The sequence below is a fragment of the Bacillus rhizoplanae genome (assembly GCF_917563915.1).
Taxonomy (GTDB): domain Bacteria; phylum Bacillota; class Bacilli; order Bacillales; family Bacillaceae_G; genus Bacillus_A; species Bacillus_A rhizoplanae.
Genome location: NZ_CAKJTI010000040.1, coordinates 1 through 24,823 on the forward strand (window position 1 = coordinate 1; position 24,823 = coordinate 24,823).

Annotated in this window: 26 protein-coding genes; 3 read left to right on the top strand and 23 right to left on the bottom strand. The window is 36.0% G+C overall.

The window, feature by feature from the left end:
• Positions 1-427: 427 nt before the first annotated feature.
• From LRP84_RS20330 to LRP84_RS20380, 11 genes are all read right to left on the bottom strand, one after another.
• Positions 428-916: an immunity protein YezG family protein gene (locus LRP84_RS20330; protein ID WP_230576773.1), complete on the bottom strand. Its 489-nt coding sequence runs from the start codon at positions 914-916 to the stop codon at positions 428-430.
• A gap of 11 nt (positions 917-927) precedes the next feature.
• Entirely contained in the window at positions 928-1,437 is a 510-nt protein-coding gene (locus LRP84_RS20335; RefSeq protein WP_230576774.1) for a DNA/RNA non-specific endonuclease, read from the bottom strand.
• A gap of 151 nt (positions 1,438-1,588) precedes the next feature.
• On the bottom strand, positions 1,589-2,077 hold the full coding sequence (locus LRP84_RS20340) for a cytoplasmic protein (RefSeq protein ID WP_230576750.1): 489 nt from the start codon (positions 2,075-2,077) through the stop codon (positions 1,589-1,591).
• Positions 2,074-2,232, bottom strand: coding sequence for a hypothetical protein (locus LRP84_RS20345; protein ID WP_230576751.1), 159 nt, complete (start codon positions 2,230-2,232; stop codon positions 2,074-2,076). The genes LRP84_RS20340 and LRP84_RS20345 overlap by 4 nt, the downstream gene beginning before the upstream one ends.
• Before the next feature lie 378 nt (positions 2,233-2,610).
• Entirely contained in the window at positions 2,611-3,057 is a 447-nt protein-coding gene (locus LRP84_RS20350; protein WP_230576752.1) for an SMI1/KNR4 family protein, read from the bottom strand.
• A 38-nt stretch (positions 3,058-3,095) separates the two neighbouring features.
• Complete coding sequence (locus LRP84_RS20355; protein WP_230576753.1) at positions 3,096-3,521, bottom strand: SMI1/KNR4 family protein; 426 nt, start codon at positions 3,519-3,521, stop codon at positions 3,096-3,098.
• Entirely contained in the window at positions 3,512-5,317 is a 1,806-nt protein-coding gene (locus tag LRP84_RS20360) for an HNH endonuclease (protein ID WP_230576754.1), read from the bottom strand. Before LRP84_RS20360 ends, LRP84_RS20355 begins: the two co-directional genes overlap by 10 nt.
• Before the next feature lie 31 nt (positions 5,318-5,348).
• A complete protein-coding gene (locus LRP84_RS20365; RefSeq protein ID WP_230576755.1) occupies positions 5,349-5,681 on the bottom strand; it encodes a hypothetical protein in 333 nt (110 codons plus the stop codon).
• Positions 5,681-6,412 (bottom strand): DUF5081 family protein, encoded by a 732-nt coding sequence (locus LRP84_RS20370; protein ID WP_230576756.1) that lies wholly within the window; start codon positions 6,410-6,412, stop codon positions 5,681-5,683. Before LRP84_RS20370 ends, LRP84_RS20365 begins: the two co-directional genes overlap by 1 nt.
• 20 nt (positions 6,413-6,432) lie before the next feature.
• Positions 6,433-6,738, bottom strand: coding sequence for a WXG100 family type VII secretion target (locus tag LRP84_RS20375; RefSeq protein WP_230576757.1), 306 nt, complete (start codon positions 6,736-6,738; stop codon positions 6,433-6,435).
• Positions 6,739-6,787: 49 nt separating this feature from the next.
• On the bottom strand, positions 6,788-7,171 hold the full coding sequence (locus tag LRP84_RS20380; RefSeq protein WP_230576758.1) for a hypothetical protein: 384 nt from the start codon (positions 7,169-7,171) through the stop codon (positions 6,788-6,790).
• Between the two features lie 455 nt (positions 7,172-7,626).
• Between LRP84_RS20380 and LRP84_RS20385 the strand changes: the two genes are divergently transcribed.
• The gene (locus LRP84_RS20385; RefSeq protein WP_230576759.1) at positions 7,627-8,514 is read left to right on the top strand and encodes an SDR family oxidoreductase; all 888 of its coding nucleotides are present in this window, start codon (positions 7,627-7,629) and stop codon (positions 8,512-8,514) included.
• 354 nt (positions 8,515-8,868) lie between these two features.
• Here LRP84_RS20385 and lhgO read toward each other — a convergent pair whose 3' ends face one another.
• The 7 genes from lhgO to LRP84_RS20420 all read right to left on the bottom strand — a co-directional run bounded on the left by lhgO (position 8,869) and on the right by LRP84_RS20420 (position 16,444).
• Positions 8,869-10,101 carry an L-2-hydroxyglutarate oxidase gene (gene lhgO, locus LRP84_RS20390; protein WP_230576760.1) on the bottom strand — a complete coding sequence of 411 codons (1,233 nt, stop codon included), beginning with the start codon at positions 10,099-10,101 and terminating at the stop codon, positions 8,869-8,871.
• Positions 10,102-10,186: 85 nt separating this feature from the next.
• Positions 10,187-11,125, bottom strand: coding sequence for a glutarate dioxygenase GlaH (glaH, locus tag LRP84_RS20395; RefSeq protein ID WP_230576761.1), 939 nt, complete (start codon positions 11,123-11,125; stop codon positions 10,187-10,189).
• A 259-nt stretch (positions 11,126-11,384) separates the two neighbouring features.
• Positions 11,385-11,537, bottom strand: coding sequence for a hypothetical protein (locus LRP84_RS20400; RefSeq protein ID WP_230576762.1), 153 nt, complete (start codon positions 11,535-11,537; stop codon positions 11,385-11,387).
• A gap of 204 nt (positions 11,538-11,741) precedes the next feature.
• Positions 11,742-12,101: a DUF3870 domain-containing protein gene (locus LRP84_RS20405; protein ID WP_230576763.1), complete on the bottom strand. Its 360-nt coding sequence runs from the start codon at positions 12,099-12,101 to the stop codon at positions 11,742-11,744.
• 32 nt (positions 12,102-12,133) lie between these two features.
• A complete protein-coding gene (locus LRP84_RS20410) occupies positions 12,134-13,576 on the bottom strand; it encodes an aldehyde dehydrogenase family protein (protein WP_230576764.1) in 1,443 nt (480 codons plus the stop codon).
• A 36-nt stretch (positions 13,577-13,612) separates the two neighbouring features.
• Entirely contained in the window at positions 13,613-14,941 is a 1,329-nt protein-coding gene (gene gabT / locus LRP84_RS20415) for a 4-aminobutyrate--2-oxoglutarate transaminase (RefSeq protein ID WP_230576765.1), read from the bottom strand.
• A 45-nt stretch (positions 14,942-14,986) separates the two neighbouring features.
• On the bottom strand, positions 14,987-16,444 hold the full coding sequence (locus LRP84_RS20420; RefSeq protein WP_437438800.1) for an amino acid permease: 1,458 nt from the start codon (positions 16,442-16,444) through the stop codon (positions 14,987-14,989).
• Positions 16,445-16,870: 426 nt separating this feature from the next.
• Here LRP84_RS20420 and LRP84_RS20425 point away from each other — a divergent pair, with 426 nt between their 5' ends.
• Together LRP84_RS20425 and LRP84_RS20430 are read left to right on the top strand one after the other, a co-directional pair.
• Positions 16,871-17,023: a hypothetical protein gene (locus tag LRP84_RS20425; RefSeq protein WP_230576766.1), complete on the top strand. Its 153-nt coding sequence runs from the start codon at positions 16,871-16,873 to the stop codon at positions 17,021-17,023.
• 159 nt (positions 17,024-17,182) lie between these two features.
• A complete protein-coding gene (locus LRP84_RS20430; RefSeq protein WP_230576767.1) occupies positions 17,183-17,467 on the top strand; it encodes a hypothetical protein in 285 nt (94 codons plus the stop codon).
• Positions 17,468-17,548: 81 nt separating this feature from the next.
• On the opposite strand, the gene LRP84_RS20435 is transcribed toward LRP84_RS20430, so the two are convergent.
• From LRP84_RS20435 to tyrP, 5 genes are all read right to left on the bottom strand, one after another.
• Positions 17,549-17,842, bottom strand: a complete 294-nt coding sequence (locus tag LRP84_RS20435) for a YerC/YecD family TrpR-related protein (protein WP_230576768.1) — start codon at positions 17,840-17,842, stop codon at positions 17,549-17,551.
• Between the two features lie 461 nt (positions 17,843-18,303).
• A complete protein-coding gene (gene nhaC, locus LRP84_RS20440) occupies positions 18,304-19,689 on the bottom strand; it encodes a Na+/H+ antiporter NhaC (protein ID WP_230576769.1) in 1,386 nt (461 codons plus the stop codon).
• 436 nt (positions 19,690-20,125) lie between these two features.
• Positions 20,126-20,941, bottom strand: coding sequence for a pyridoxine/pyridoxal/pyridoxamine kinase (gene pdxK, locus LRP84_RS20445; protein WP_230576770.1), 816 nt, complete (start codon positions 20,939-20,941; stop codon positions 20,126-20,128).
• Positions 20,942-21,065: 124 nt separating this feature from the next.
• On the bottom strand, positions 21,066-22,928 hold the full coding sequence (tdc, locus tag LRP84_RS20450; protein WP_230576771.1) for a tyrosine decarboxylase: 1,863 nt from the start codon (positions 22,926-22,928) through the stop codon (positions 21,066-21,068).
• A gap of 54 nt (positions 22,929-22,982) precedes the next feature.
• Positions 22,983-24,422 carry a tyrosine-tyramine antiporter gene (gene tyrP, locus LRP84_RS20455; protein WP_230576772.1) on the bottom strand — a complete coding sequence of 480 codons (1,440 nt, stop codon included), beginning with the start codon at positions 24,420-24,422 and terminating at the stop codon, positions 22,983-22,985.
• Positions 24,423-24,823: the final 401 nt, after the last annotated feature.

Sequence of the window (24,823 nt, forward strand, 5' to 3'; positions counted from 1 at the left end):
CGGTAACGGCAGATAACTTGGTTTCTAAAGAGTATTTCGTCATAAAAAAACTGCACCTCCAATTGTTAGACTGTGTCTAACAATTGGGGTGCAATTCATGCCCATAAGAGACAATCAAGTGCTTTAAGTTCATATGTTTAGTTTGTAAATTTTATGGTAACAGTATGACACCTTTTACATGTTGTGACAAAGTAATACGTTAAAACCTACGAGCTTGTACGAGTTCGTTAGTGTATTGCCTACGCCATGTTATTGTTGTCACCTAACAAACTGTCACCTTTCCTAGTCTCATGTTTCTCGTCTTATTCTAGCGATATATAAGGTTATACACGATAGTTCATGATGATACAACCATCAATGAGTACACATTTTTAAATAGTCAATTATCTTTCCAATTGCCTTAGTACTTTTGTACTTTGTTACTTAACTAAATTGGATTATTTGGATACTCATCTAGATACCTACCAATTAAATCTTTACTTTCACTATCATCTGGTTCATTTCCTAAATATTTATACTCCCAAATAACTAACTGGTCATCAAAGCTATAATCAGTATCGAACCAATTGGTATAATCGTAATGCACCTTCAACTTTCCATTGCTATCAAGAGATAGCGTAAAAGAATACCAAAGTTCCTGTTGATTATCTTTAAAAACCTTTCTTAGTTTATCACTCAACTCAAATAAGGTTCTGTCCTTCAATTTATAGTACTCTTTATCAATTTCGTATTCATAAGGAATTTCTAAACTATACTTATAGTTCTGTTCATCCTCAGGTGTATTATAGAAAAAGTAAGTTCCTCCACCTGTTTCTGATATTTGAGCATAAAAACAAAACCTGCTCCATTCTTCTGGAATCATTTCATTAACTGTTTCAGCAATTTCTCTATATATTTGATTCATTTCTTTTTCCATACTCAATATAATCAACCTCCTGATTGATTTTTAATAGTTTTCTTAACTGGCCTTTTTCCTTCAATTTTATAAACTATCTCAAAGTAACTTGGTCTTAGTGAATTATCTATATAAACTGGTTCAATCTTTACAGATACTTTTTTCGGTGGAATTTCCTTCAAAGCATTTGACCAAATTGTCTCCATCTTGTACCACTCTCCACCAGAGCGATTAATTTGTCTATTCTGAGCAAGCAAATTGTCAATATCTCCAGAGCCATGAAATTGAGTTCCTATCAAGTGCCCACCATCATCATCCAATAGCCTATCTTCTCGTCCTGCTGCCACTTGCATTCCTGGGTTTCGTGTTCCTTTTTTAAGTATTAATTCTTCCGCCTCAACATCTACTATTCTACCAAGTTCATCTGTTGTATATTTATAATTCTCTTCAGTAATGTAGCGTACGTTTGGCGCAAGTTCTTTCCTTCCATTCTTCCCTTTAATAATGTGTTTCCCAAGAGCCTTCTCTTTTATTTCAGTTATCTTACTAACCTTACCCGTACCCTATGTTGTAATCTTAAAGTAAAAAGCACTTGTTGCCCATGGGAGACAAGTGCTTTAAGTTTGTAAGTTCTCATTATCCTTCACATTCTTCGTATAGATTATCCCAAAATTCTATTGTATTATTAATATTTTATTCTTTCTCAGGTGAATATACGATCATTCTCCCTTGTGGATACTTGCCTTCCCATCCACAAGGCCAACCACCAAGTTTATAAATTTCAAAGATTCTTTCGTAAAAATTATCAGTTTTTCCATTTACTAAACGATTTAGTGCACACATATGTAAATCTCCGACTATTTCTTCAAAAACATCAATATATTGTGATGCAAAATCACCTGGATAGTTCTCTGATGATTGAATAACCTCTCTTATAGGACGCTCCATAGAATTTAAACCATTCTCATACAATTTTCCAATTATCTCTCCACTTTCTGAGGATTTAATATCATCCCAAACGTTCTCAACTTCATCCAAATCTTGAGAACATGCTAATTCTTGTGCTCTTTCATACTCATTAACAATATCACGATTTAGAAGTTTTTCTTTGTGAAAAAGTTGCAAATTTGAAATAAAATTAATAACCTCTTCGACTAATTGATTGTTTTTTCCGTATTTCATTTGTTTATCCACCTTTCCCAAAGATCGACTGTTGTCCCTCCTCCTCTTTTCCGCACAGGGCTTGCAATCTCCTTATCCATTCTTTCTATTTTGTACTGCTCCAATCCAATTTCTTTAATCCTCTTGAGTTTATTTTCAAGGTAATCATCTTTCATGTATAGTGGTAATCCCTTTTTTATCCGCCTTATATGCTTGTGAGTATTTAACTTTAGCACCACGAGCTTTGTTATTCTCGTACGTAATTATAAATCAAGTAATTAATATTGTGATCGTTTTATGTCTTAGTCATTGCAACTAATCTCATACGTCTCCTTACCATTATGAGCTTTTGATTCGAATATCAGTTTTCTTTATTAAAAAACCTTGAAAGGCTTTTAACCAATCAAAATCTAGTCTAGTAAGCTCTTTTGGGCATAAAAAATAATCCCCTTTGGGTAAACAGATTTTTTTAATCTGTCTACCCAAAGGGGATTATATCATTATACCTTTAGGGTTATAAGTTTTATTACTTCTATTTTTCTTTGTCTAGTAATTTATGCTTCATATAAGTTATTGAGAAACACTAAAAAGTTCTCTGAAACTAATTTAATGTATTCATCTTTTAATTCATTGTCTTCTTCAAAGTAATCCATGTCACAAAAGTATACTTTATCGTTTCCACCAATTTCTAAGCATATCAAGCTATCGGCTGGATCAATACCTATAGGCATCAAATTAGATGGAACTATTTTACCCAGATTATATTTGTTATAAAAATTTTTCAAATTTGATTCTGTTTCTTCTGATATTGGGAAAAACAGCATGATTGAAGTCGTAATAGTCCCATCAGCTGTTTTAAATCTTCTTTTAACAGGTTTACCACCATTACTGAGTAATAAAAACTCTTTATAATCATCTGGTAACTTTATACCGTATTCATTTTCAAAACTCTTAATATCTTCACTTACTAATGTTTTATATGAATATTCAAAGTTTATCACCAAAAATTCACCTACTTTTCTTTTTGTTAGTATTCATTTTATTTCAAAGAATATAATCGATCTAATAAAACTGTAAATGACTGACATACTGGGGTAATTAATGTACTTCCAGTCTCTTCACAATTATAAAAAACAATTTTAGGCGATTCATCATTGTTACTATAGTCAAAACATATTAAATTTCCAAAAGGATCTCTAGCAAAAGGAATTAATTTCTGTGATGAAAATTCATAAAACATTTTTATATTTAAGTTTTCATCAGTAAAACTAATTAAATTATTGAAGACAGCCTCAGTTCTTCCATCATCGCAATCAAAAATATTTGGTTCTGGAAATCCTCCATTATTTTTCATTATGCAATGTTTATAATCATCAGGAAATTTAAATCCAAATGATTTCTCAACTTCAATAATTTTTTTTTCATCTAAAGATTCACCTGAAAAAAGCCATTTTTCTAGTCCCATGAAATCATCTCCAAAATCCTCTTTTTAATTTCTCCTTTTCTACCAGCTTCACCTCCACCCCAAATAGCTCTTCCTCCAGTATGGCTAGCTGCTTGATGTTCAAAATAGTCAACAATTTGCATTTTACCTGGTTGTTGGTGGTGATGCCATGTTAAGGTTTGTGGTACTCTACCAGCTTCTAATAATTTTATTTCTTCATTAGTAAATCTTTTCGCTAAATCGGGGTTCCCTTGAATTTCTTTGTAAAGTAATCTAGATAAATGTTCAAATTGGATTGCATCAGTTTCTAGATATAATTTCTCTGGTAAATCTTTTTCAAATTTAGAATTAAATATCGGAAAACCAGCTTTGTCATAAGTTACATTATACTCTTTACCATTCTTTTTAGATATAAAAGTAAATGTTGTTGTTCCATCCTCGTTACGTACTTTATTTTTGTAATTTCTAGGCTTATTTGGCTTTCTAGTATACGGAGGTTGACTTCTTACTGCTTCAACCATCGCTTTCTCAAAAGCTTCTTTATCTATTTCCTTAATTTGTCTTACTTTACCCGTACCCTTACCAACAACACTCTCTTCCAACTTCGAAATCCGACTCTGAATAATCCCTTTCGACTCTTCATGACTCGCCTTCACCGCAGCTTCCCAATTCGTGCCACGACGAAGTCCCATGACTCCATCAACGGGTACTAGAGATTTACCTAATACGAAATCTTTCGCGATATTGAATCCACCTGTTGTACCGTCTACCACTTTGGCAACTCCGCTTTTTATCGCGTGATCCCAGTCATTTATTTTGTCTGCTGTTTTCCAGCCTGTTGTTTTTAAGTTATGTAGCCATATATTCTTACTATCATGCAATGATTGTACCACATGTTTGGTTGTATTTGGATTTAATACTTTGCCTGCATCTTGCACTTTTGATAGTTTTGCCAGGGATACAGCGCTGTCTAATCCTCGGAATGATTTTGCCGCTGTTCCAAGGACTGGGATGGCATCGAGCGCCCCGAATATCCCGTTCTCTGCTCGTTCGGCATCGCTTAACTTTCTGCCGGTTCCCCAATCTTTTCCGTCATATGCACTCTTGAGTTGTAAGCCCCCATAGAGAGCCGAGGCTGTGAGTCCGGCTGGCGGGCAAGCAATGGTTAAAATGATAAGTCCGGCTCCTATTGCAAGATCACGCCACGTTTCCAGCTTTTTTTGTTCGTCTTCTCTCGTTTTGTACTCGAATCCACGCATGGATGGGACAAGCTTTCGGTATTCGGCGTAATCTAGCTTCGCATCTGGATTTTCTTGTTTTATTTCTTTATACTGTGCGCGGAGAACTTTATCAAACGCTAAGGAGTCTTTGAAAATATCGTCCACTGTTATTTTATCTTTTTTCGTCGTAATCGTTTGTGCCATGCCATAGCCGTGTGCGTTTGGCAGCGTTGTCGTAGAAGTAGAACCAATACGATTTTTCGTAGAGTAGTTTCGAATCGATAAATCTCTCATTTTCCCCGCAAATTTGTCCATGTCCTTATAAAAAGGTTCATCGATATGTCTCGATACAGCTTCCCCTGCTTTTGTGCAGTAGTTTCCTAGTGTGATATAGTCGTCAAGCAATTGATTGATTTTTCCTTGCTGACTCGTATGTTGAAAGTGAATACTTCGGTCGGAGTCTAGAGAATGTATTTTTGACTCTATATTTTCTAGAAGGTCATTGGCATGTTTTAATTCTATTAGTGCATCTTTTGTGAGTTTGTCGATTCCTTCTTTCATTTCTTGCCAAGCACTTGGCTTGTAATGCACATCCATTTCTTTTTCATCCTTCCTTGCAGTATAGTGATTAACCGCTGATACCTAAGATTTTTTGTAATTCTTCATCCTTTTTTATCATTTCTTCTAGTGTATAATTCACAACGAGTGCCGCTTGTTTATAGTTATCTGCGAGTTCCATCGTTTTTCCTAATATATCTTTGTACTGCGCGATGACTTTTGTTGCCTCTCCTTTTCGATAAAAATCGCAGTTTGCTAGACTATCAATATTTTTCGCTACGACATCAGAATACAGGTTATAAATATTTTGCAGGCGCGTTGCGATATCAACCATTTCTGTGAAATTGACTAAAACTTGTGAGCCGCCTCCTCCTGAACTGCCATCCGTCATTTGTGCGTGCATCAGTTTATTCCTCCTAATGATAGACTTTTTGGATCAATAAATTTCTTATATGGCATTTTTAACACATCATATATCTTCTTATTTAAAGCATATAGACTAATCCATTCATATTGTTTCCGGTCTACATCAATTTGGATATAATCGTCTCCCTCTGTGAAGTATAAGAAACAATCCCATTTTCCTTGTTCTATTAAACTTTTTGTACGCGGTCGACTGAATGTTTCTATTGCTAATAGTTCTTTTTGTGATAAATCCATTTCTTCAAATGTTTCCTGTTCTTCCTGCGTCATCTTATTTGTTAAGAACGTAGTATCTTTCTCTCTCGGTTCTCTCATTAGAAATGGAATTCTCTCTAATAACGATACATACACATCCCGCTTCGGTATGTAATGGAGTTCATATTTCTCATTTGGCTTTATTTCTGTTAGTACAGCTACTCGGTCTTTATCATTTGGTAAAAATCCTATGAGCAGGTTATTGAATCGCGTATATTCCTGACTTTCTTGATACGCTTTCAGCAATTCAATGAGTTGGAATGCAGCCATTGTCAGTCCGCCGTCTTCCATAATGAGCCCTTTTCCCCTTAAACTTTCAGTTGCTTTCGTTACACAATCGGCATCATTCATTATGAGTTTTTCCCGCTCTGGTAAGCCTAATAAATAAGTAACTCCAGCCGCACCAGCTAATACATATAATTCAGAAGGACTGAAACTTTCTATGTTATTTTGCATCGTTTTATCCCTCATTTCTATTACAGGTTTTTAATCGTTTGTACTTCACTTGTGTTAGAGAATGTCTGAATGTGTGTGTCGAGATTTTTCAATGCTTTCGTATGATCTTCAAGTGCGTCTGCCACATCCGCATTTAACTGAATGATTAACTCCAAATAACATAGAAATTCATCTCGTGTTTTTCCTTTCCAGTGAGAGCCTGTCACAGTTGCTTGTAAGTCTTTTGCTTGCTGGAGTGCATCTTTTACACTATTTTCAATTTGCTGTGCATAGGCAACCGCATTTGCCGCTCCCTCACCAGAAATTTCAATTTCTTTCCCGCTCATGTTTAAACCTCCGTTTCTATTAAAATGCAGTGCGATTCATAGTTTGCATTTATTTTTTCCCGGCCGCAGCTTCCCGTTCTTCTGCCTCTGCTTTCGCTTTATACTCTAAGTATTTACTGTATGCTCTACTTTTAGCGTGTGTAACGTTATCTAAAGAATGCTGAAAATGAGTCATAAGCCCAGATAAAGTATCATCTTTTTGTTGACGTTTATCTTCAAATTCCCGAGCTGGAATTTTTCCAGACGGCAAGCCAGTACTTTTTGCTTCATAACTTCTCTTTGCCGACTCTGCTTTCTCAATACGTTGTCTTACTTGTATTTCCTTAGATTTTAAATATTCATGCAACCGATGATATTCATCACGTTTTCGTTCATTTTCTGTATAACTAATATGAAAGACGTTACCAACACGATCCAAAAAATGTTCTGGCATTTCTAAACCTCCTCATTTTTATGAATACAACATACTAGATTTGTATTTTTTTAACCATAATTTCATTTTCTATTCAAAAAATGTTCAATACCGTCATTTTATCAAACCACTTATACATTTACCATATTTTATGAAAGAAGGAACAGATGTAGCTGTTGAATAAAGATTGATAAAACCCTGTATTAATATAGTTTTTTTAACCCTTAAACTCCAACTGTATCGTTCAATTAAAGGGTTATTTAATTGAATAAGAATCTCAAACAAAACTGGATATTAACATTAGTATGGATAGTTTGTGAAGGATTGTACTTAAACTAAAAGGCAGGTTGGTACAATCCTTCACTTTTGAAAGGTATTAGGCTGTATGAATAACTAAATTATTAAATTAAGAGGGATGAACTAAACTTCCTTTCTAGGCATAAGTTAACAAAGAAGACCTTGAGAGGAGAAGAAAAATGAACCAACAACAATACGTAATAAGAACAGAAAAGATACCTGTTCAATTTCCTCCTCAACATCAGCCATTTCATCCAGGGTTTGAATACTTAATGGTCCCAAGACCTATTTCAGAAATCGGCACCTATCGAGCAACAGGTAAATTACAAGGAAAAGTAGCAATTATTTCAGGTGGAGATAGTGGGATTGGAAGAGCAGTTGCGTATGCATTTGCTAAGGAAGGGGCAAATATTGTTATTGCATATTTAAATGAGCATATTGATGCATTAGAAACGAAACAGCGTGTTGAGCAACTAGGACAACGTTGCCTTGTCATTGCTGGAGATTTAGGACAAGAAAAAACAAGCCATCAAGTGGTCCAGCAAACCTTATATGCGTTTGGTAAAATAGATATTATTGTAAATAACTGTGCGGAAGCTTTCCCGAAAGAACGAATAACGGAAATTACCGGTGAGCAACTTCTACGAGTTTTTCAATCTAATGTTTTTTCTTTTTTTTATTTAACAAAGGCCGCTTTACCTTATTTAAAACAAGGTAGTTCGATTATAAATACGGGATCAGCATCCGCATATGAAGGACAGCAAGGAAATCTTGATTACGCTACATCAAAGGGAGCCGTTATTACATTTACCCGCTCACTAGCCCTCGACTTAATTAATGATGGAATTCGTGTAAATGGTGTTTCGCCAGGGCCAGTTTGGACACCAATCATACCTTCAAGTTTTCCTGCTGAACAAATGATGAGTTTTGGGTATGGGACACCAATGAAGCGAGCCGGTCAGCCGTATGAACTTGCCCCAGCCTATGTGTACTTAGCCAGTGATGATTCGAGTTATGTCACTGGTCAAATAATCCATGTCAATGGGGGGATGAGAACAAGCAGTTAAAGACGCCTGAAATAATACAAAAATCAATAACACGATATTAATCGTTCTTTCAAATATATCGGCGCTTTTTACAATATATCGACCGTTCTTTGGAATATATCGGCGGTTCGACATAGAATAAAGACCTTGCGACAAATCTCGTCACATAAAGTGAAACTTTAATCAGTGGGGGTTTTCTTCATCCCCCACCGATTATTAGTTGAACCAATCGGGCTTTTACGGGCAGTTTATCTCCCACCTAACTTCTTTGCTTTCACTGAATTTTGAGGTGGGAGTATTACTGCCCGTTAATGCGGGATGAAAAGAGGCTTCCCTACACTTGGGAGCCTCTTCCTCAAAGTTGAATTGTTACATTTAAGCATTTACTTGAAATGATCCCGACGAACTTACCATATCCGCCACTGCATCCGGAATTTGCTCTGCAATCGACTCCCCAATTTTCAAGCTCGCTGTTGCCGCTGGGGACGGAGCATTGCAAATATGCATGGAGTTTACGCCTGAAATAATGCAAAAATCATCTACCATGTTTCCATTGGATAGAATCGCCTGCGCTCTTACACCAGCATGAGTTGGAACAATATCTTTATCTGTTAGCTCTGGTATTAAACGCTGCAAGCTTTTGAGGAATGATTGTTTGCTAAAAGAACGAATCATCTCTTTCATGCCTTCTTTCATATTCGGCATTGCCATTTTCCAAAAGCCGGCATACGTCATTGTTTCCATAAAGTCTTTTAGATCAAAATCTTTTTTTGTATATCCTTCGCGCTTAAAGCTTAATACCGCATTAGGCCCTGCATGTACTTCTCCGTTTATCATTCTTGTAAAATGAACACCTAGGAACGGAAAATCTGGATTTGGAACTGGGTAAATCAAGTGCTTTACGAGATGGCGCTTTTCTGGAACAAGTTCATAATACTCGCCTCGAAACGGTACAATTTTCATATCCGTTAATAATCCTGTTTTTTTGGCGATTCGATCACTATGTAATCCAGCACAGTTAATAAGAAACCGCGTTGTAAAAACGCCTTGATTTGTCTCAATAGTAACGAAATCTTTTTTCTCAAAAATATGTTCCGCTTTCGTATCTAAGTGCACTTCTCCTCCGTTCTCTTGGATGAAATGTGCAAACGCATAACTTACCCCTTTATAATCGGCAATACCGCAAGAAGGAACTCGAATCGCTCCTAATCCTTTTACATGAGGCTCAATTTCGGCTAATTCTCCTTGATCAATTTTAGAAATCTCCAAACCATTTTGCAGACCTCTCTCGTAAAGGTTCTGTAAAAGAGGAAGTTCTTCCTTTTCTGTAGCTACAATCACCTTTCCGCACATATCATAAGTAATTCCGTTTTCTTTACAAAACTGAACCATTGCTGCATTTCCTTCTTTTGCAAATCTAGCTTTGTAGCTGCCTGGTTTATAGTAAATGCCGGAATGGATAACACCGCTATTATGCCCAGTTTGGTGATGGGCAAGTATGGTCTCTTTTTCAATGACTGCTATTTTGGCATGAGGAAATTTTTTCGTTAAGGCCACCCCAGTTGAAAGTCCAACAATCCCGCCACCAATAATTAAAAAATCATACATCAACCTTCCTCCTTACATCTTATATGTACGTATACCCGTATATCATGAAAGGCAGGTCTTATTTAAAGACCCGCCATACATATTATTATTTGGAAAAGCAGCCGCGTTGGCGCATTAATTCTCTATATAAATCTTTATTCTTTTCAAAAGGAGCTCGCCCGTGCATCCAAAATAGATTATTTAAAAGAACTAAATCGCCAACTGGTAATTTTAATGCATGCGTTGCTGGAGAGTTTTCGATAGAGTGTGATAGTTCTTTAAGATATGTTGCCTGTTCAATGTTATCAGGGTAAGCAAATTGATCGATAAAGCAAATACAAGGCGCATTATTTACATCAAAAAATGTTTCACGGTATACGATTTCCTGTGCATTTTTACTTGGCGGTGCTTTGTATGTGACTTTAACAGGTGCTAGTGGATGATTTCGAAACTTATCAAGCTCCTCCCAATCATCTAAATGAAGTAAACGTGATTCTCCGCCTACTGCATTCTTTTCCTCAATTTTCATCATAAGAAGCCAATCTGTCGGTTCATCAACAAATGTTCCGTCTGTATGAAGCGTGAATAAACGATATGCTTGGCGAAGATAAGAATCACTGCTGTCTGTATCTTTCACGTTAAATCTTGCGTAATACGTCCCTGTCATTGCATCAAAGTTAGATGTACCAATTAAGTGCGTTAATGCCGTTGCAAATTTCACATAGTCTTCTGCATCTGTCGTTTCGCCTTGTACACCGATTGTAAATCCGCCCGTTTCACGGTCATGAATAATCCCTCGAACATTCTCCATTAAGGATGCACCAAAGATTTTTTTCATTTGATCAGCAAGGATAAAGCGAGAATAAGGAATATATTGCAATGATTGCTCAGAATGTTCTTTTACCTCTTCGAAAAATTGTTGAAGCAATTGCTGATTTAATACAATATGATACAAGCGTTTATGTTCTGGATGAGGAACAATTTCATACCCCTCATACTTCTTTGCAAATTTCATCTTTACTTCTTGTTCCGTAATCATCAACATCTTCCTCCCTAGTTCAAATAAACTAAAAAGCCAGTCATACGCATCCACAATAATAAATTGTAGAAACGTACAACTGGCTTAAAATTACGAGTGTTCTTTAATCTCTTAAAGTACAATAATAATAGACAGTTTTTTTATTAAAATATGTGCAAAACAGAAAATGAAGATCGGATGTAGAGAAGGCTAATTTCTCATATGGATCTTATCACTTTATAAATAAATATTAATTCAAAATTTTCTGAATGTCAATGTATTTATATCATTTATTTTCAATTTGTACGTTCGTGTACTTAGCTTTATTTCGACCACACACTTTACACATTTTACACGATTTCGCTGCACTATTTTCCACGCACCCTCTTTTTGTTTTTGCCTGCTCCTTTACACCTTGAACTTCACTTGGTTTTGACATCTTTCTGCCTCCTTATTGTATATAAAATGAAAGAGCCAGTTATATTCCGCGCATCAAATAAGCAGAAATACAACTGGCTCTCGTTTACGAATACTCTTTAAACATGAAAGTGCAATAAACTCGACAGTTTCATAATTTAATTTGAAATCAAAAAACTACTTTATCCCTCATTAACGGGCAGTAAGACCCACACTGATGGAAGTTTCACTTTATAGGACCTATTTCCTCATATTCCTCCTGAGGTGTTTCGCCGTTTACGTAACTTGTATATTGGCGGTACAAATCTTTTAAAGCGCTAATAATCGCATTTTGCGCTTTTCCTTGATAATGGTAAGAAATTTCTTGGATGATCTCTTCAATCCCATCTCGTAAACTATATCCTCTTAAAATTTGAGAAATAAAGTCCCTCCCGTGTCCTGTAGCAAGGGTACATGACGATTCGATAATTACATGATATTTGTGATCTGCCTCTATTGTAATCGTTAGTGTTTCATAGACGCTGCGTACAGCCATCCCTTTCGGAAGCCTTGCATGTCCTGCCATGAAAAAAGTACCTTTACGCATGTTCATCCCCCATTATTGTGCATCTTTTGTAATCATACTTGATCTACATACACCGTTTTTAACCTTGTATAAAATTCTGCAGCTGCTTTCCCTTGTTCGCGTGGTCCGGCACTAGAATTTTTCATTCCTCCAAACGGAACTTGCGGCTCTGCTCCTGCTGTTTCGGAGTTTACATGAACCATTCCAACTTCCATATCATCAATAAATTGCTGCGCAAGACTTAGAATATTTGTACAAACGGATGCGCTAAGTCCATATTCCGTATCGTTAGCTAAGTGAATTGCTTCATTATAATTGTTTACCTTAAACAAGCAAATAACCGGACCGAAAATTTCTTCTTTCGCAATTCGTGCATCGTGAGGTACATCTTCAAAAATAGTAGGCAAAATGTAAAAACCTTGTTTCAAGTCACCTTCTTCTGGTATGCTGCCTCCGCAAAGTAAGGAAGCCTCTTTCTTACCTGCTTCAATCATTGATAAAACAGTTTGCTGCTGATTCTCGGATACACACGGCCCCATAAACGTATTATTTTCTAATGGATTTCCAACTTTAAGAGCCTCTGTACGTAACACGAGCTCATTACGAAATTCCTCATAAATTTCCTCTTCAATTATAATTCTACTTGTTGCAGTACATTTTTGTCCTGTTGACATAAATGCGCCTCTTATCGCAATCTCTACTGCTTTACTAATATCAGCATCTTTTAATACAACTAATGGATTTTTCCCGCCCATTTCTAATTGTACTTTTTTGCCGTTCGCAACAGCAGTTTGCTGAATTGTTTTTCCGACGCCATTAGAACCCGTAAAGGATATTGCTTTTATATCAGGGTTTTCTGTTAATTCCGTTCCAACTACTGAACCTTTCCCAAATACACAATTAATAACGCCGGCAGGAATTCCCGCCTCGTGGAAAGCATTCACAAGGTGAAATACTGATTTTGGTGTAATTTCAGCAGGTTTAATGACAACCGTATTTCCATAAATAAGTGCCGGTGCCATTTTCCATACTGGAATTGCAATTGGGAAATTCCACGGCGTAATTAATCCTACTGGCCCAACTGCTACCCGTTTGCTGTAGAGCATCGTTTTCGGATTGGCAGAAGGAATGATTTCGCCCACCGGCTGATTCGCTTCTCCTGCATAATATTCAAGGATACTAATTGCTCGCTTCGTTTCCCCTATCCCTTCAGCGAGTGTTTTTCCTTCTTCACTCGTCAGATCATGACCGATTTCAGTCACTCGTTCTTTTAAAATAGCTGCCGCTTTCCATAAATAACTTGCCCGCTCTTGAAACGATAAGCCTTGCCAATTTTGAAAGGCTTCTTTCGCAGATGCAATCGCTGCTTGTGTATCTTCTGCTGAGCTTAATGGAAATTCTCCTAATACTTCTCCATTATGCGGATTATAGTTTTTAGAATATTGATTAGTAGATGGCTCCTTCCACTGACCATTTATATAATTAAAAAACTTCATTGTAATACCTCCAGCCGGAAACATAACCGTTTTTTCTTATTTGGATACCTTAGCAATTGCTGCTTCAAGAATAGCAAGTCCTTCTTCAAGCTGTTCATCTGTTATGACAAGCGGTGGTAAGAAACGAAGTACACTGCTATAAATACCAGCACTTATTGTAATTAAACCTTTGTTATGCGTGTCTTGCATAATTGCTTTAACCTCTTCTGTTGCCGGCTCTTTCGTATTTCGATCCTTTACAAGTTCCATAGCCGTCATAGCACCAAGGCCTCTCACATCTCCGATTAATTCATATTTATCCTTCCAGCTATTGAACACTTCCATCATACGATCGCCGATTTCACGAGCACGTTGTACTAAGTTTTCTTCTTCAATTACATCTAAAACAGCTAGACCAGCTGCGCAAGCAACCGGGCTTCCTGAGAAAGTGCCGCCAAGTTGTCCTGGACCAGGTGCATCCATTAGTTCAGCTCTTCCTGTCACTGCGCTAAGCGGCATACCTGCTGCGATGGATTTTGAAAATGTCATTAAATCAGGTGCTACACCAAAATGATCCATTGCGAACAAGTTTCCTGTACGAGCAAAGCCAGTTTGAATTTCATCTGCAATCATGACAATTCCATATTTATCACAAAGGTTTCTTACTCCTTGCATAAAAGTAACACTTGGAACAATAAATCCACCTTCACCTTGAAGCGGTTCCAAAATAATTGCCGCAATGTTATCACTTGCTACTTCCTCTAACATAAAGCGTTCGAAATACGCTAAGATTTGTTGATCTACTTCTTCTGTCGTCATCCCGTCTTCTGCGCGGTAATAATACGGATAAGGCAGCTTGTACACATCCGGTGCAAACGGACCAAATCCATGTTTATAAGGTTTTACCTTACTCGTAAGAGACATTGTCATTAATGTACGCCCGTGATATGCGCGCTCAAACGAAACGATGGCACTGCGCCCAGTAGCTTTCCTAGCTATTTTCACAGCATTTTCTACAGCTTCAGCTCCGCTGTTTGCAAACATTGTTTTTTTCTTAAAATCACCTGGCGTTAATTCATTCAGTCTTTCAGCTAACGCAATGTAACTTTCATACGGCGCTACATGAAAACAGCTATGAATAGAAGATTCCACTTGATCTTGAATCGCTTTTATTACTTTCGGATGACAATGCCCTACATTTTGCATCCCAATTCCACCTGCAAAATCGATTAATTCGTTACCATCTATATCAGTAATAATGGCCCCTTTTGCAGATTGAACATATAAATTGGTAATGTTATATGGACCTGCAGGCACCGCATTTTTTCTTCTTTCATGTAAAATATCAGATTTTGTAGTTACAATATTTTGCTTTTCTTTTAACATCGGAACATACCTCTTTTTCATTTTTTATTTTGTATTACATACGACTTAGTCCTTCTCTAAACCAATCTCCGAACCTTTTAAAATTGGAAATCCTGCTTTATCATCCTTGACAGCTACTGGCCTATTTCTAAATCTCAGAAAATAGGATACTATCACCACGGCAGCCGCTAAAATCGTCAAATAAAATTGCATACGCATATCAGCTATAAATGCTTGTGAAACAAATATCGTAACGATCATAAGAAGCGTTGCGTATGTGAGATAAGGGAATAACCACATTTTCACCTTTAATTTTCCTGGGTCTTCCCTTTCCGCTTCTCGTCTTAATCGAATATGAGAAACTGCAACAAACATATACATAAGCATCGTAACGCCACCTGAGCTATTTGCTAAAAATGCAAATAGTTTATCAGGGGATATAAACTTCAGCATAGCGCAAACAAATGCAAATAATACACTCGCAAATATTGCCCAAATCGGCGCACCTCTACTGTTTAATTTTGAAAAAGCAATAGGAGCATCTCCCTTTTTAGAAAGCGAAAATAACATACGAGAACTCGTGTATAATCCTGAATTTAAAACAGACAGCAAGGACAGAAACACAACTCCGTTCATAATTTCCGCAGCAGCAGGGACTCCTGCCATACGAAATAAACTTGCATAAGGAAGCTTCAATGCTGACGCATCGTTCCACGGAATAAAAATGACCAAAATTGTTACAGATCCTACAAAGAAAAGCATAAGACGCCATACAACAGTATTAATTGCTTTTATAACATTTTTCTCTGGATTTTCAGATTCTCCCGCCGCAATGGCAGCTACTTCACTCCCCGATAAGGAGAAGGAAATAAATACAACACTCAGCAATACAGGAACAATCCCTTTTGGAAAAAAGCCTCCGTTTTCAGAGATTGTAGAAAAATTAGGCCTGTCCACACCAGGGACAATTCCAAAAATCATCGCAATTCCTAATCCTAAAAATACAAGAATTGCCGCAACTTTAATAAAAGCCAACCAATATTCAAACTCTCCGTATAGCTTTACAGAATAAATATTCGTAATCGTCATAAGAATAATCATCAAAATACTAGCTATCCATGCTGGTATGGAAGGGAACCAATCGTTGACTATCGCCCCTAACAATACCGCTTCAATTGCGATAATAATGACCCAGTTAAACCAGTATAACCAACCGATTGTGTACCCTGCCCAAGGTCCAATTGCCTTATGAGCATATGTTGCAAAAGAACCACTATCAGGGTTTACCGCAGCCATCTCCCCTAACATCCGCATCACGAGCACAACCATTAAAGCACCAATAATATAGGACAAGATGGCTGCTGGACCTGTTGATTGAATAATTGTCCCGCTTCCTACAAATAATCCCGCTCCGATAACCCCGCCAATTGAAATCATTGTTATATGCCTGGTTTTTAAGTCTTTTTGCAGTTCATTTTTTTCTTTGGCCAAAAAGATCACCAACCTATAAGTATTTATTTTCATAAATTCTTCTATTAAAGTAAGCATACTTAAGATTTAAATATTGCCCGTTATTGATAACGCTTTCTAAAACCCGTCCTATAAATCGTTCTTCTGATAAGCATATGTAACACTCATCCTTTTCTTATTTATAGGAAAAATAAAAAGAGCCAGAAAAACAATGTAAAGAATTACACTGGATTTTACTGTCTCTATCCCTATGGCTCGTCTTCCTGCTAAGGAAGTTCAAGTGGAAAGAAGCCAATTACTTTCTATTCAATTCATCGTAACAATATCCGGGCTTGCAGGGAGGCTAATCACTGTCATCCGTTAATGAATTAATAATAATACAAATAAACTGAATATTCAACATTTATTTTGAATTCAGGAAAATTAACATAAACCGCCTTGTTTGAATATATTATCGTACAATTACAAAGGTGGGATAATATGGAAAGGGAACAATATCGTCAAATGGAGGAAAAAGATTTGCCGCTTGTCGAACCGAAAGCGTATGAAAATGTAAAGCAAATTGTTATTGTCGGTATTCCGACTTTCATTGGATTATCAATTTACGGTATCATAATGACGCTTTTGCAATGAAGTGAGACTATTCATCAGTGACCCCCACCTATCTTCTTCGTTTTTTTCTGCCTCTTGAGGTGGGGGTCTTACTCCCATAAAATAGCGAGATAAACACGGATGAATTTTGGTTAATTATAGAACAATATACATATCACGTAAGAAAGGAGTTGCTCTTTGTTGTATACATACACCTTATACGATTCAAATGATTCTTTTGGTATCAGCAAATCTTATCATATTAAATGCGAAATTCCTCCCCACCGATTTAGAGCGATTATGATGGAGTTTCGCCGTAATAAAGAAATAGGAGAAAACATTGGGGAATTTATTGACTTCATGAAACGGGAATTTGATGAAGGGTTCGAACTGTTTGAGTATGACGATATTGTACAGTACGATGCAGACCAAGAGAATAGCATGATACTGGCAAATTTACTGGATCAAACAGATCAACATGTATGAAAAAAAGAAGAAAGCAGGCCGAATGAACCTGCTTTCTTCTTTGATCTCAAATTATTAAACATTACACTAATTAACCGCAACTTATTTTTCTTTGATACGCTTAAAAACAACATCATACATATCATTTCCATAGTGTAAAGATCTCTTCACACGAGAAATTGTTGCTGTACTAGCTCCTGTTTCTTCTTCAATTTCATGATAAGTGTTGTGATTATATAACATTTTAGCTACTTTAAATCTTTGAAAGATTGTCTTCATTTCATTCACTGTGCATAAATCATCAAAAAAACTATAGTACTCATCTACTGTTTCCAACGTTAACATTGCTTCAAAAAATTCATCTAAATCTTTTCCACGTAATTTATCTATTAGCATATGCCTACCTCCACTTTTATCAGAGTAGCCGCTGCGCCACAAGATCCTTATTCTTATGCCAAAGTATGAGAAAGTTTGCTTTATCTTCTATTATGTTTTCTATAAGACTTTTTCTATTTTTTATTTTCTTCTATATTGAATGTGAATTTCCTCACAAACATAAATAGTACGATTACACTCTCATGTCAAAGCCACCCCTAAAGATATATCAGAAAAATATAAAGAAAAGGGAATTCACCTCTATTTCAATCTTATTAATACTTTAAAGAGTATAAGGTATTATATCACTATTTTTTAATATTGAATCCTGCCTCTATATTAAATATTCGTGGCAAAATTTTGTCTAAATTATGTATCATATACCCAAAACCGATTCCAAATAAAAAAGCTGGTATTCACCAGCCTTGTTATTTACAATTTTTATAAACTATTAAATTTTTTTTACAATGGAAAATGATGCGTTAACTAGCTTTTTTATGTTCTTTTAATTGTTGTTTTCCATTCCCAATAAATCCTAAAGCAACATGAATTACAGGAACTACTAAACAAAATATGGTGAATGGCAAATACTCCAGTGTAGGTACACCTAGTGTACCAGCGATAAACACACCGCTCACTCCCCATGGAATCAATGGATTAACAGCAGCTCCGGCATTCGCTAAGATCCCTGAAAGATTTTTCGGATCTAAATGAATTTTCTCGAACTGTGATTTAAATGCTTCACCTGGTAAAATAACTGACAAATACTGCTCTCCTAACAGAACATTGATGCCAATAGAGCTTAATGCAGTCATGAGCATTAAGTTTCCTTTCGTACTTACCATGCCCGAAATTTTAGAAATTAGCTTTTCAATAATTTTTACTTCTACTAATAATCCGCCTAGTGCTAAAGCAAGAAGGATAAGAGAAACAGACCACATCATGCTTTGCATTCCTCCGCGAGTAAGTAACACATCTACACTCTTTACGCCCGTTTTAGAAACAAATCCATCTTGCATATAAGCAGCAATTTGACTAAGGCTAGTATGCGGATGATAAATATAACAGATAACAATTGTAATCGTTATACTAAGTAATAATGTCGGAATAGCTGGTACTTTTTTTCTTGCACATAAAAATAATACTAATACTGGAATTAATGTGAAAGCTGAAATAGTAAAAGATGAATGAAGTGTCTGAACCAGCTCGTCAATGTTATTTCCTGCTGATACTGATGCTCCATGTCCCACAAATAAGAAAAAGATAAGAGTTATAACAAAAGCTGGTATAATTGTCCGCATCATACTACGAATATGTTCAAATAAGTCTACTTCTGCAATAGCAGCTGCTAAGTTCGCTGTATCAGATAACGGAGAAATGTTATTTCCTAGAAAAGCACCCGATATAATGGCACCTGCAATCATCGCTGGATCTAAGCCCATCATTTGTCCCATTCCTAAAAATGCAATGCCCACAGTTGAAATGGTTGTAAAGGAACTTCCCACCATTATCCCCACAAGTGCACATATAACAAAAACAGAAGGTAAAAAGAATTTTGCAGATAAAATTTTAAACCCATAAATCATGATAGTTGGAATTGTTCCTGCCGCAATCCAAACACTAATTAAAATCCCAATCAACATAAATATAATGATAGGAATTAAACCTGGTATAATTCCATTTTGAATCCCTTTATGAATTGTATCCCAAGAAAAACCTTTCACTTTTGCAAATAAAATAACAATTCCTATGGCGATTAAAATAGGCACTTGAGGAGGTAAACTTAAGCCTATAATACAAGTTCCTATAATCGCTAACAAAACGACTAAAAGAAAGATACTTTCTTTTAGTGTTACATCTCTTTTCATTTTAATAAACTCCTTATCATATAAAGTGTTATAGGATTCTATCAACTAATCCATTTACTATTCATATTTGTGAACAATTGCACATTCAATATCTAAACACTATATTGAATAATAATCAATGGATATAAATTGAAACTTTCATCAGCGGGGGGCTCACTGCCCACGAATAGCGGGGTAAAGTGAAACTTCCGTCAGTGGGGGTTTTCTTTATCCCCCACTGATAGAAAGCTCTCACCAATCGGGCTTTTACGGGCAGTTATCACCCACCTAGCTTCTTCGCTTCTCTCCGCACCTTAAGGTGGGGGCTTACTGCCCGTTAATGCGGGGTAAACCTCAAAAGGGCATAAACAATGCTTTGGATGAGTATATATATCACTTACAAATCATGCCAATGGATGTTTATGCCCTATCTTATTCATCTAAAAATATAAAACAGTTAACGCAAATCAGCTTTATTATATGCACCGTGCCAAACTGGACCAACAAATGTATTAAAAGCAAATCCCCGTTTAATTCCCTCTGTCGTAAAGTCCTTCGCCTTCGCTACAGCTTCTTTTACTGAAAGTCCTTTAGCTAGTCCGGCTGTAATCGCTGCTGCAAACGTACACCCAGCACCATGGTTACAGTTCGTATGAATTTTCTCTGCTTCATAAAGTACAAACTCTGTTCCATCATAAAGTAAATCGATTGCCTTATAATCCGCCAGCGATTTTCCGCCTTTTATTACAACATTTTTAGCACCAAAATCGATAATTCTCTTTGCCGCTTCTTTCATATCGTTTACCGTTTTTACATTTTGCATTCCAGATAACTGACCTGCTTCAAATAGGTTTGGTGTTACAATTGTTGCCTTTGGTAAAAGAAGATTACGAATGGCAAGTCCATTTTCAGGATGTAATGGTTCATTTTCTCCTTTACAAACCATGACCGGATCAATTACAACGTTTTGCATTTCATATGTTTCAATTACATCACTTACGAGCTTGATAATATCTATAGATCCAAGCATTCCTGTTTTCATAGCATCTAATTTGCCACCGGAAAAAATGGTTTTTAACTGCTCTTGTACAAGTTCCGCACTAATTGGATGAACATGATGATGCCAGTTATGATCAGGATCCATTGTGACAATTGTGGTGATGGCAGTTAGGCCAAAAGTACCGTACTCTTGAAATGTTTTCAGATCCGCCTGTAATCCCGCTCCTCCACTTGAGTCAGAACCTGCTATCGTTAATACTTTTTTTACCGTCATGTTTTCACTCCTCAATTGTTCTTATTATTCACTTAAATAAATAAGATCAATTATATATAAAGATGAATGTATAACGACTGTTAGCGTTATACATTCATTCTATAAAAATGGTTTTCTACTAAACTTATTTCACTTCATTGTAGATTGCTTCAAGTTTATCTTGAATTGCTTTTTCCAGCTTAACAGCATATTCTTCAAATACTTCTTTATCATGAGCATATGGAGATAATGCACAAGCACGTAATACTGTTACTTTACCTTCACGATCCCATTCTCCTTCGCTAAATCCAAGACTCTTCACGAATGGAAGTGGGCTGTTACCGTAGTCAGGAATAGCAAAGTCAGTATGAGATGTAATGAACTCATTATTATATAATCCGCCTTTAACGTAAGAAGCTTGATCGAAGAAATCATGATTTAATTTGTTCATTTTTTCTAAGTCTGTATTACCTTCTTCATTAAATACATAGTCAACCATATTAAAGTCAGGTTTTGTTAATGGGTACACACGAATTGTTTTATCGCCAACTTTAAATTCTTTTTCACTTAAGAAGTCATAGAAACGATAAGCTCCTTCAATACTTGCGCCAATTAATTTCCCATAACCAGTTACATTTAACGGCAACACTTTATGAGCTGTCCAAACTGCTGCTGCAGTTGCACCTGCTTTAGAACCTTCTAATATATATGCACCTAATAATGCTGGAATATCTGCACCTTTTTCGAATACATAAGTTGCAAAGTAAGAAATTACATCGCGCATTCTAATATCTTTAATAACAATACCGCCCGCAGAGTAAGGAATATATCCCATTTTGTGTGGATCAATTGTAATCGTTTCTGCTTGGCTCATTGCTTTAAATGAATGATAAACTTCTTTTGTTAACCATTCGCATTTTTCAGTGAAGATGTTGTGTTTTGCGTACACTTCTTCTATTTGATCCCATTCGATAAATTCGTTATTTTCATCTAAGAAAATAGAACGAGCATAACCGCCATAAGCAGCGTCTACATGAATGTAGAAATAGATGCCTTCTTCTGCTAATTTTTCACGAAGTTCTACCATTTTATCAATACGGTCTACTTGTCCTTCTTCTGTTGTACCAATAACCCCAACAACACCTAGAACAGGAATTTGCTCTGCTGCTAGTTCGCGAATTTTTTCTTCTAATTTATTAATGTCCATACGATAGTTGTCATCAACATCTACTTGCTCTACACAATCAAGACCAACACCGATAATATCAGCAGCTTTTAACCAAGAATAATGTTTTGTTTGCGGGATTAACCATTTTCCTAATTTTTGTAGATTTTGACCACTGCGTGCAGAATGAGCTTTAATTTCATCAATTTGTTCAGGAATTTGATCTAAAATATCTAGAATTTCTTCTGTAGACATATTCAGTAATTCCCATTCAGATTTACCTGCAACAAATTCAGGAGCCACTTCTTTAATTGCTAGTGGTAAGGATTTCATATTACGTGCATACCATAAGCCCTCTAGGTTAGCAATAGAACCATCTGCGCAAATATGTCCCCAGCTTCCACCTTTTTTATAGCTCATCAGTGCAGCAAATTCATGTCCCACTTCTTCTTCCATTTGAGAAGTACCTGGTGAAGATTCATATGCTACGTTATTACCGTTCCATAACATTGCTGCTGTATAAGCGATGATAGAAGGCATTAATGTTTCAGAGTTCATATGTCCCCAGAAACGACCAGCAGCATGCCAAGGTAAAGAGTTCGTACGTAATTTAGAAGATAGTACATTGAACACACTGCGAATATGATCTGCAGTTTCTTGGAAATTTTTAGAGCTTCTATCTTGAGGTGTGATAACAGGTAAGTCTTGCGGCATATAGTTTTGTCTCCAACCAACATGCTCATCTACCATTTTTAATAATAGTTCTTTAAATAAATCTACATTTTCCCCTTTATCTCCTAAGAATAATGCTTTTAAATTAATGTCTGGCATTTCATATTTCATTTTCATTTCCTCCAATTTCAAATCAAATTATATAAATATATAGAATTATTATTTTCAATTAGCTTGTTTTAAATATTCTGCTTCGTTATTTTCTTTTTTCCATTCTGGTTTCTTACATTTGTTAATAATAAGAGCAATCCCAATCATAACCACTGTAGCGGCCACTTGATAAATTACGTAACCAGTATACTGACTTGGTTTTAAAATGGATGGTGGGATCAAACTTACAATAATCGTAAGTACAATACCTATCATTGAGACAATAGATACAAACCACATTAATCCATTTCCTTTACTACCTAATCTAAATGGTCTCTTAACATTAGGCATGTTATAGCGTAAGCGAATTGCTGAAATTGCAATTAAAGCATATACGATACAATATAGAATCGTTGTTGTAATGGTAATAATTAAGAATGCACTATTAACATCTGGAACGACTACATATAAGAAAGATACTAACGAAATAACAATTGCTTGAATCATTACAAAAGTGATTGGAATACCTTTCTCTGTTCTCTTTTGGAAGAACTTAGGCAGGTTCCCTTCGTCTGCTACTTTAATCATAGATTTACTTGGTCCAAGTACCCATGCACTTAACTGTACTAAAACACCAATTAAAATCATTAAAGAAATGATGTTAACAAAGATAGATGGAATCCCTAAATCTTGACAGAAAATCAAGTATGGTTGTGTAATGTTAGCTAACTCTAAATGACCACGTGGCACTGCGTTAGAAACTGTTAAACCAGCGATAATATTAAAGATTACTAGTAAAACAACAGAAGCGATAACAGCAACTGGATAGTTGCGTTTCGGATTTTCAATATTATTTGCATGTACAGATGAGATCTCTACCCCCGCAAAAATAAAGATAATCCCTGATAAATACGCTAAGCTGCCCAAGTCTTTTAAATTAGGTATTAAATCACTTGGTTTAAAATTCCCTAAGTAACTATTTGGCTGAATTCCATTTTTAATCATATAGATAACACCTAGAACTACGAGAATAACAAATGGAATATATACACCAATAACAGCGCCCCAGTTACCTGCGATTTTTACCATATCAAACTTAAGGTTTAATAAAGTTACACCCCAGTATGAAATTAAGATTACCGCAAAAATAAAGTAGTTATTTGAAGATAATTCTGGTTTATTAATAACGTAACCGAGTAGAACACCAACAGTTGACGAAACCATTACCATCCCGAAAAACATTTGAACCCATAATAACCATGAGGTAACAAATCCCCATTTTTCACCTAATGCATTTCTAACCCAAACTTGTGGGCCACCTTCTTCAGGAAATCCTGTCGAAAGTTCGGCTGACATGAGCGCAATAGGGAGAGCAAATACAACTGCAGCAATTAACATATAGAAAATTTGCGTCCACCCTGTAATAGCAAGCGTCGGTACACTACGTACAGTACCAAAGAATGCCATCGTAATACCAATTAACCCAAAAAGCGTTAATTTTTTTGTCTTGGCCATAACTATGCCCTTCTTTCCTTTATTTAATTTTTATAGAATACATAAACTGAACTAATACGCTAATTTTCAAAAGAACTGCACTATCAAAATACAAACGTTAAAAACTAGGGTATTAAAACAAAATATCTGATACAAAATTTGCAGATCCTATAGAATCATTCCTTTCTTCAAACAATGCTATTATTTCGTAGAATACATCCATTCATTTCTTCATAATACGAAACGAATAATATTCATAAAATAACCATCTGTTTTTCTAAAAACCAATTCATAAAACTTAAGTTTTTACTTGTGAACCATTACACAAGTTAACTTATGACGCCAGTCTACTCCTGTGATTTTGTTTTGTCAACAACCGAATAAACACTGATTTGACAGTGTTTATTGAAATAAATTTAAAA

Coding starts and splice junctions, on each gene's coding strand:
- LRP84_RS20330 (WP_230576773.1), bottom strand. CDS start 916: ATGGAAAAAGAAATGAATCAAATATATAGAGAAATTGCTGAAACAGTT.
- nhaC (WP_230576769.1), bottom strand. CDS start 19,689: ATGAAAAGAGATGTAACACTAAAAGAAAGTATCTTTCTTTTAGTCGTT.
- LRP84_RS20425 (WP_230576766.1), top strand. CDS start 16,871: ATGGAAAGGGAACAATATCGTCAAATGGAGGAAAAAGATTTGCCGCTT.
- pdxK (WP_230576770.1), bottom strand. CDS start 20,941: ATGACGGTAAAAAAAGTATTAACGATAGCAGGTTCTGACTCAAGTGGA.
- LRP84_RS20420 (WP_437438800.1), bottom strand. CDS start 16,444: ATGAAAATAAATACTTATAGGTTGGTGATCTTTTTGGCCAAAGAAAAA.
- LRP84_RS20400 (WP_230576762.1), bottom strand. CDS start 11,537: ATGTCAAAACCAAGTGAAGTTCAAGGTGTAAAGGAGCAGGCAAAAACA.
- LRP84_RS20355 (WP_230576753.1), bottom strand. CDS start 3,521: ATGGGACTAGAAAAATGGCTTTTTTCAGGTGAATCTTTAGATGAAAAA.
- LRP84_RS20370 (WP_230576756.1), bottom strand. CDS start 6,412: ATGCAAAATAACATAGAAAGTTTCAGTCCTTCTGAATTATATGTATTA.
- LRP84_RS20365 (WP_230576755.1), bottom strand. CDS start 5,681: ATGCACGCACAAATGACGGATGGCAGTTCAGGAGGAGGCGGCTCACAA.
- LRP84_RS20375 (WP_230576757.1), bottom strand. CDS start 6,738: ATGAGCGGGAAAGAAATTGAAATTTCTGGTGAGGGAGCGGCAAATGCG.
- lhgO (WP_230576760.1), bottom strand. CDS start 10,101: ATGTATGATTTTTTAATTATTGGTGGCGGGATTGTTGGACTTTCAACT.
- LRP84_RS20410 (WP_230576764.1), bottom strand. CDS start 13,576: ATGAAGTTTTTTAATTATATAAATGGTCAGTGGAAGGAGCCATCTACT.
- tdc (WP_230576771.1), bottom strand. CDS start 22,928: ATGAAATATGAAATGCCAGACATTAATTTAAAAGCATTATTCTTAGGA.
- LRP84_RS20360 (WP_230576754.1), bottom strand. CDS start 5,317: ATGGATGTGCATTACAAGCCAAGTGCTTGGCAAGAAATGAAAGAAGGA.
- LRP84_RS20380 (WP_230576758.1), bottom strand. CDS start 7,171: ATGCCAGAACATTTTTTGGATCGTGTTGGTAACGTCTTTCATATTAGT.
- LRP84_RS20405 (WP_230576763.1), bottom strand. CDS start 12,101: ATGCGTAAAGGTACTTTTTTCATGGCAGGACATGCAAGGCTTCCGAAA.
- LRP84_RS20385 (WP_230576759.1), top strand. CDS start 7,627: ATGAACCAACAACAATACGTAATAAGAACAGAAAAGATACCTGTTCAA.
- LRP84_RS20435 (WP_230576768.1), bottom strand. CDS start 17,842: ATGCTAATAGATAAATTACGTGGAAAAGATTTAGATGAATTTTTTGAA.
- LRP84_RS20345 (WP_230576751.1), bottom strand. CDS start 2,232: ATGAAAGATGATTACCTTGAAAATAAACTCAAGAGGATTAAAGAAATT.
- LRP84_RS20340 (WP_230576750.1), bottom strand. CDS start 2,077: ATGAAATACGGAAAAAACAATCAATTAGTCGAAGAGGTTATTAATTTT.
- glaH (WP_230576761.1), bottom strand. CDS start 11,125: ATGTTGATGATTACGGAACAAGAAGTAAAGATGAAATTTGCAAAGAAG.
- gabT (WP_230576765.1), bottom strand. CDS start 14,941: ATGTTAAAAGAAAAGCAAAATATTGTAACTACAAAATCTGATATTTTA.
- tyrP (WP_230576772.1), bottom strand. CDS start 24,422: ATGGCCAAGACAAAAAAATTAACGCTTTTTGGGTTAATTGGTATTACG.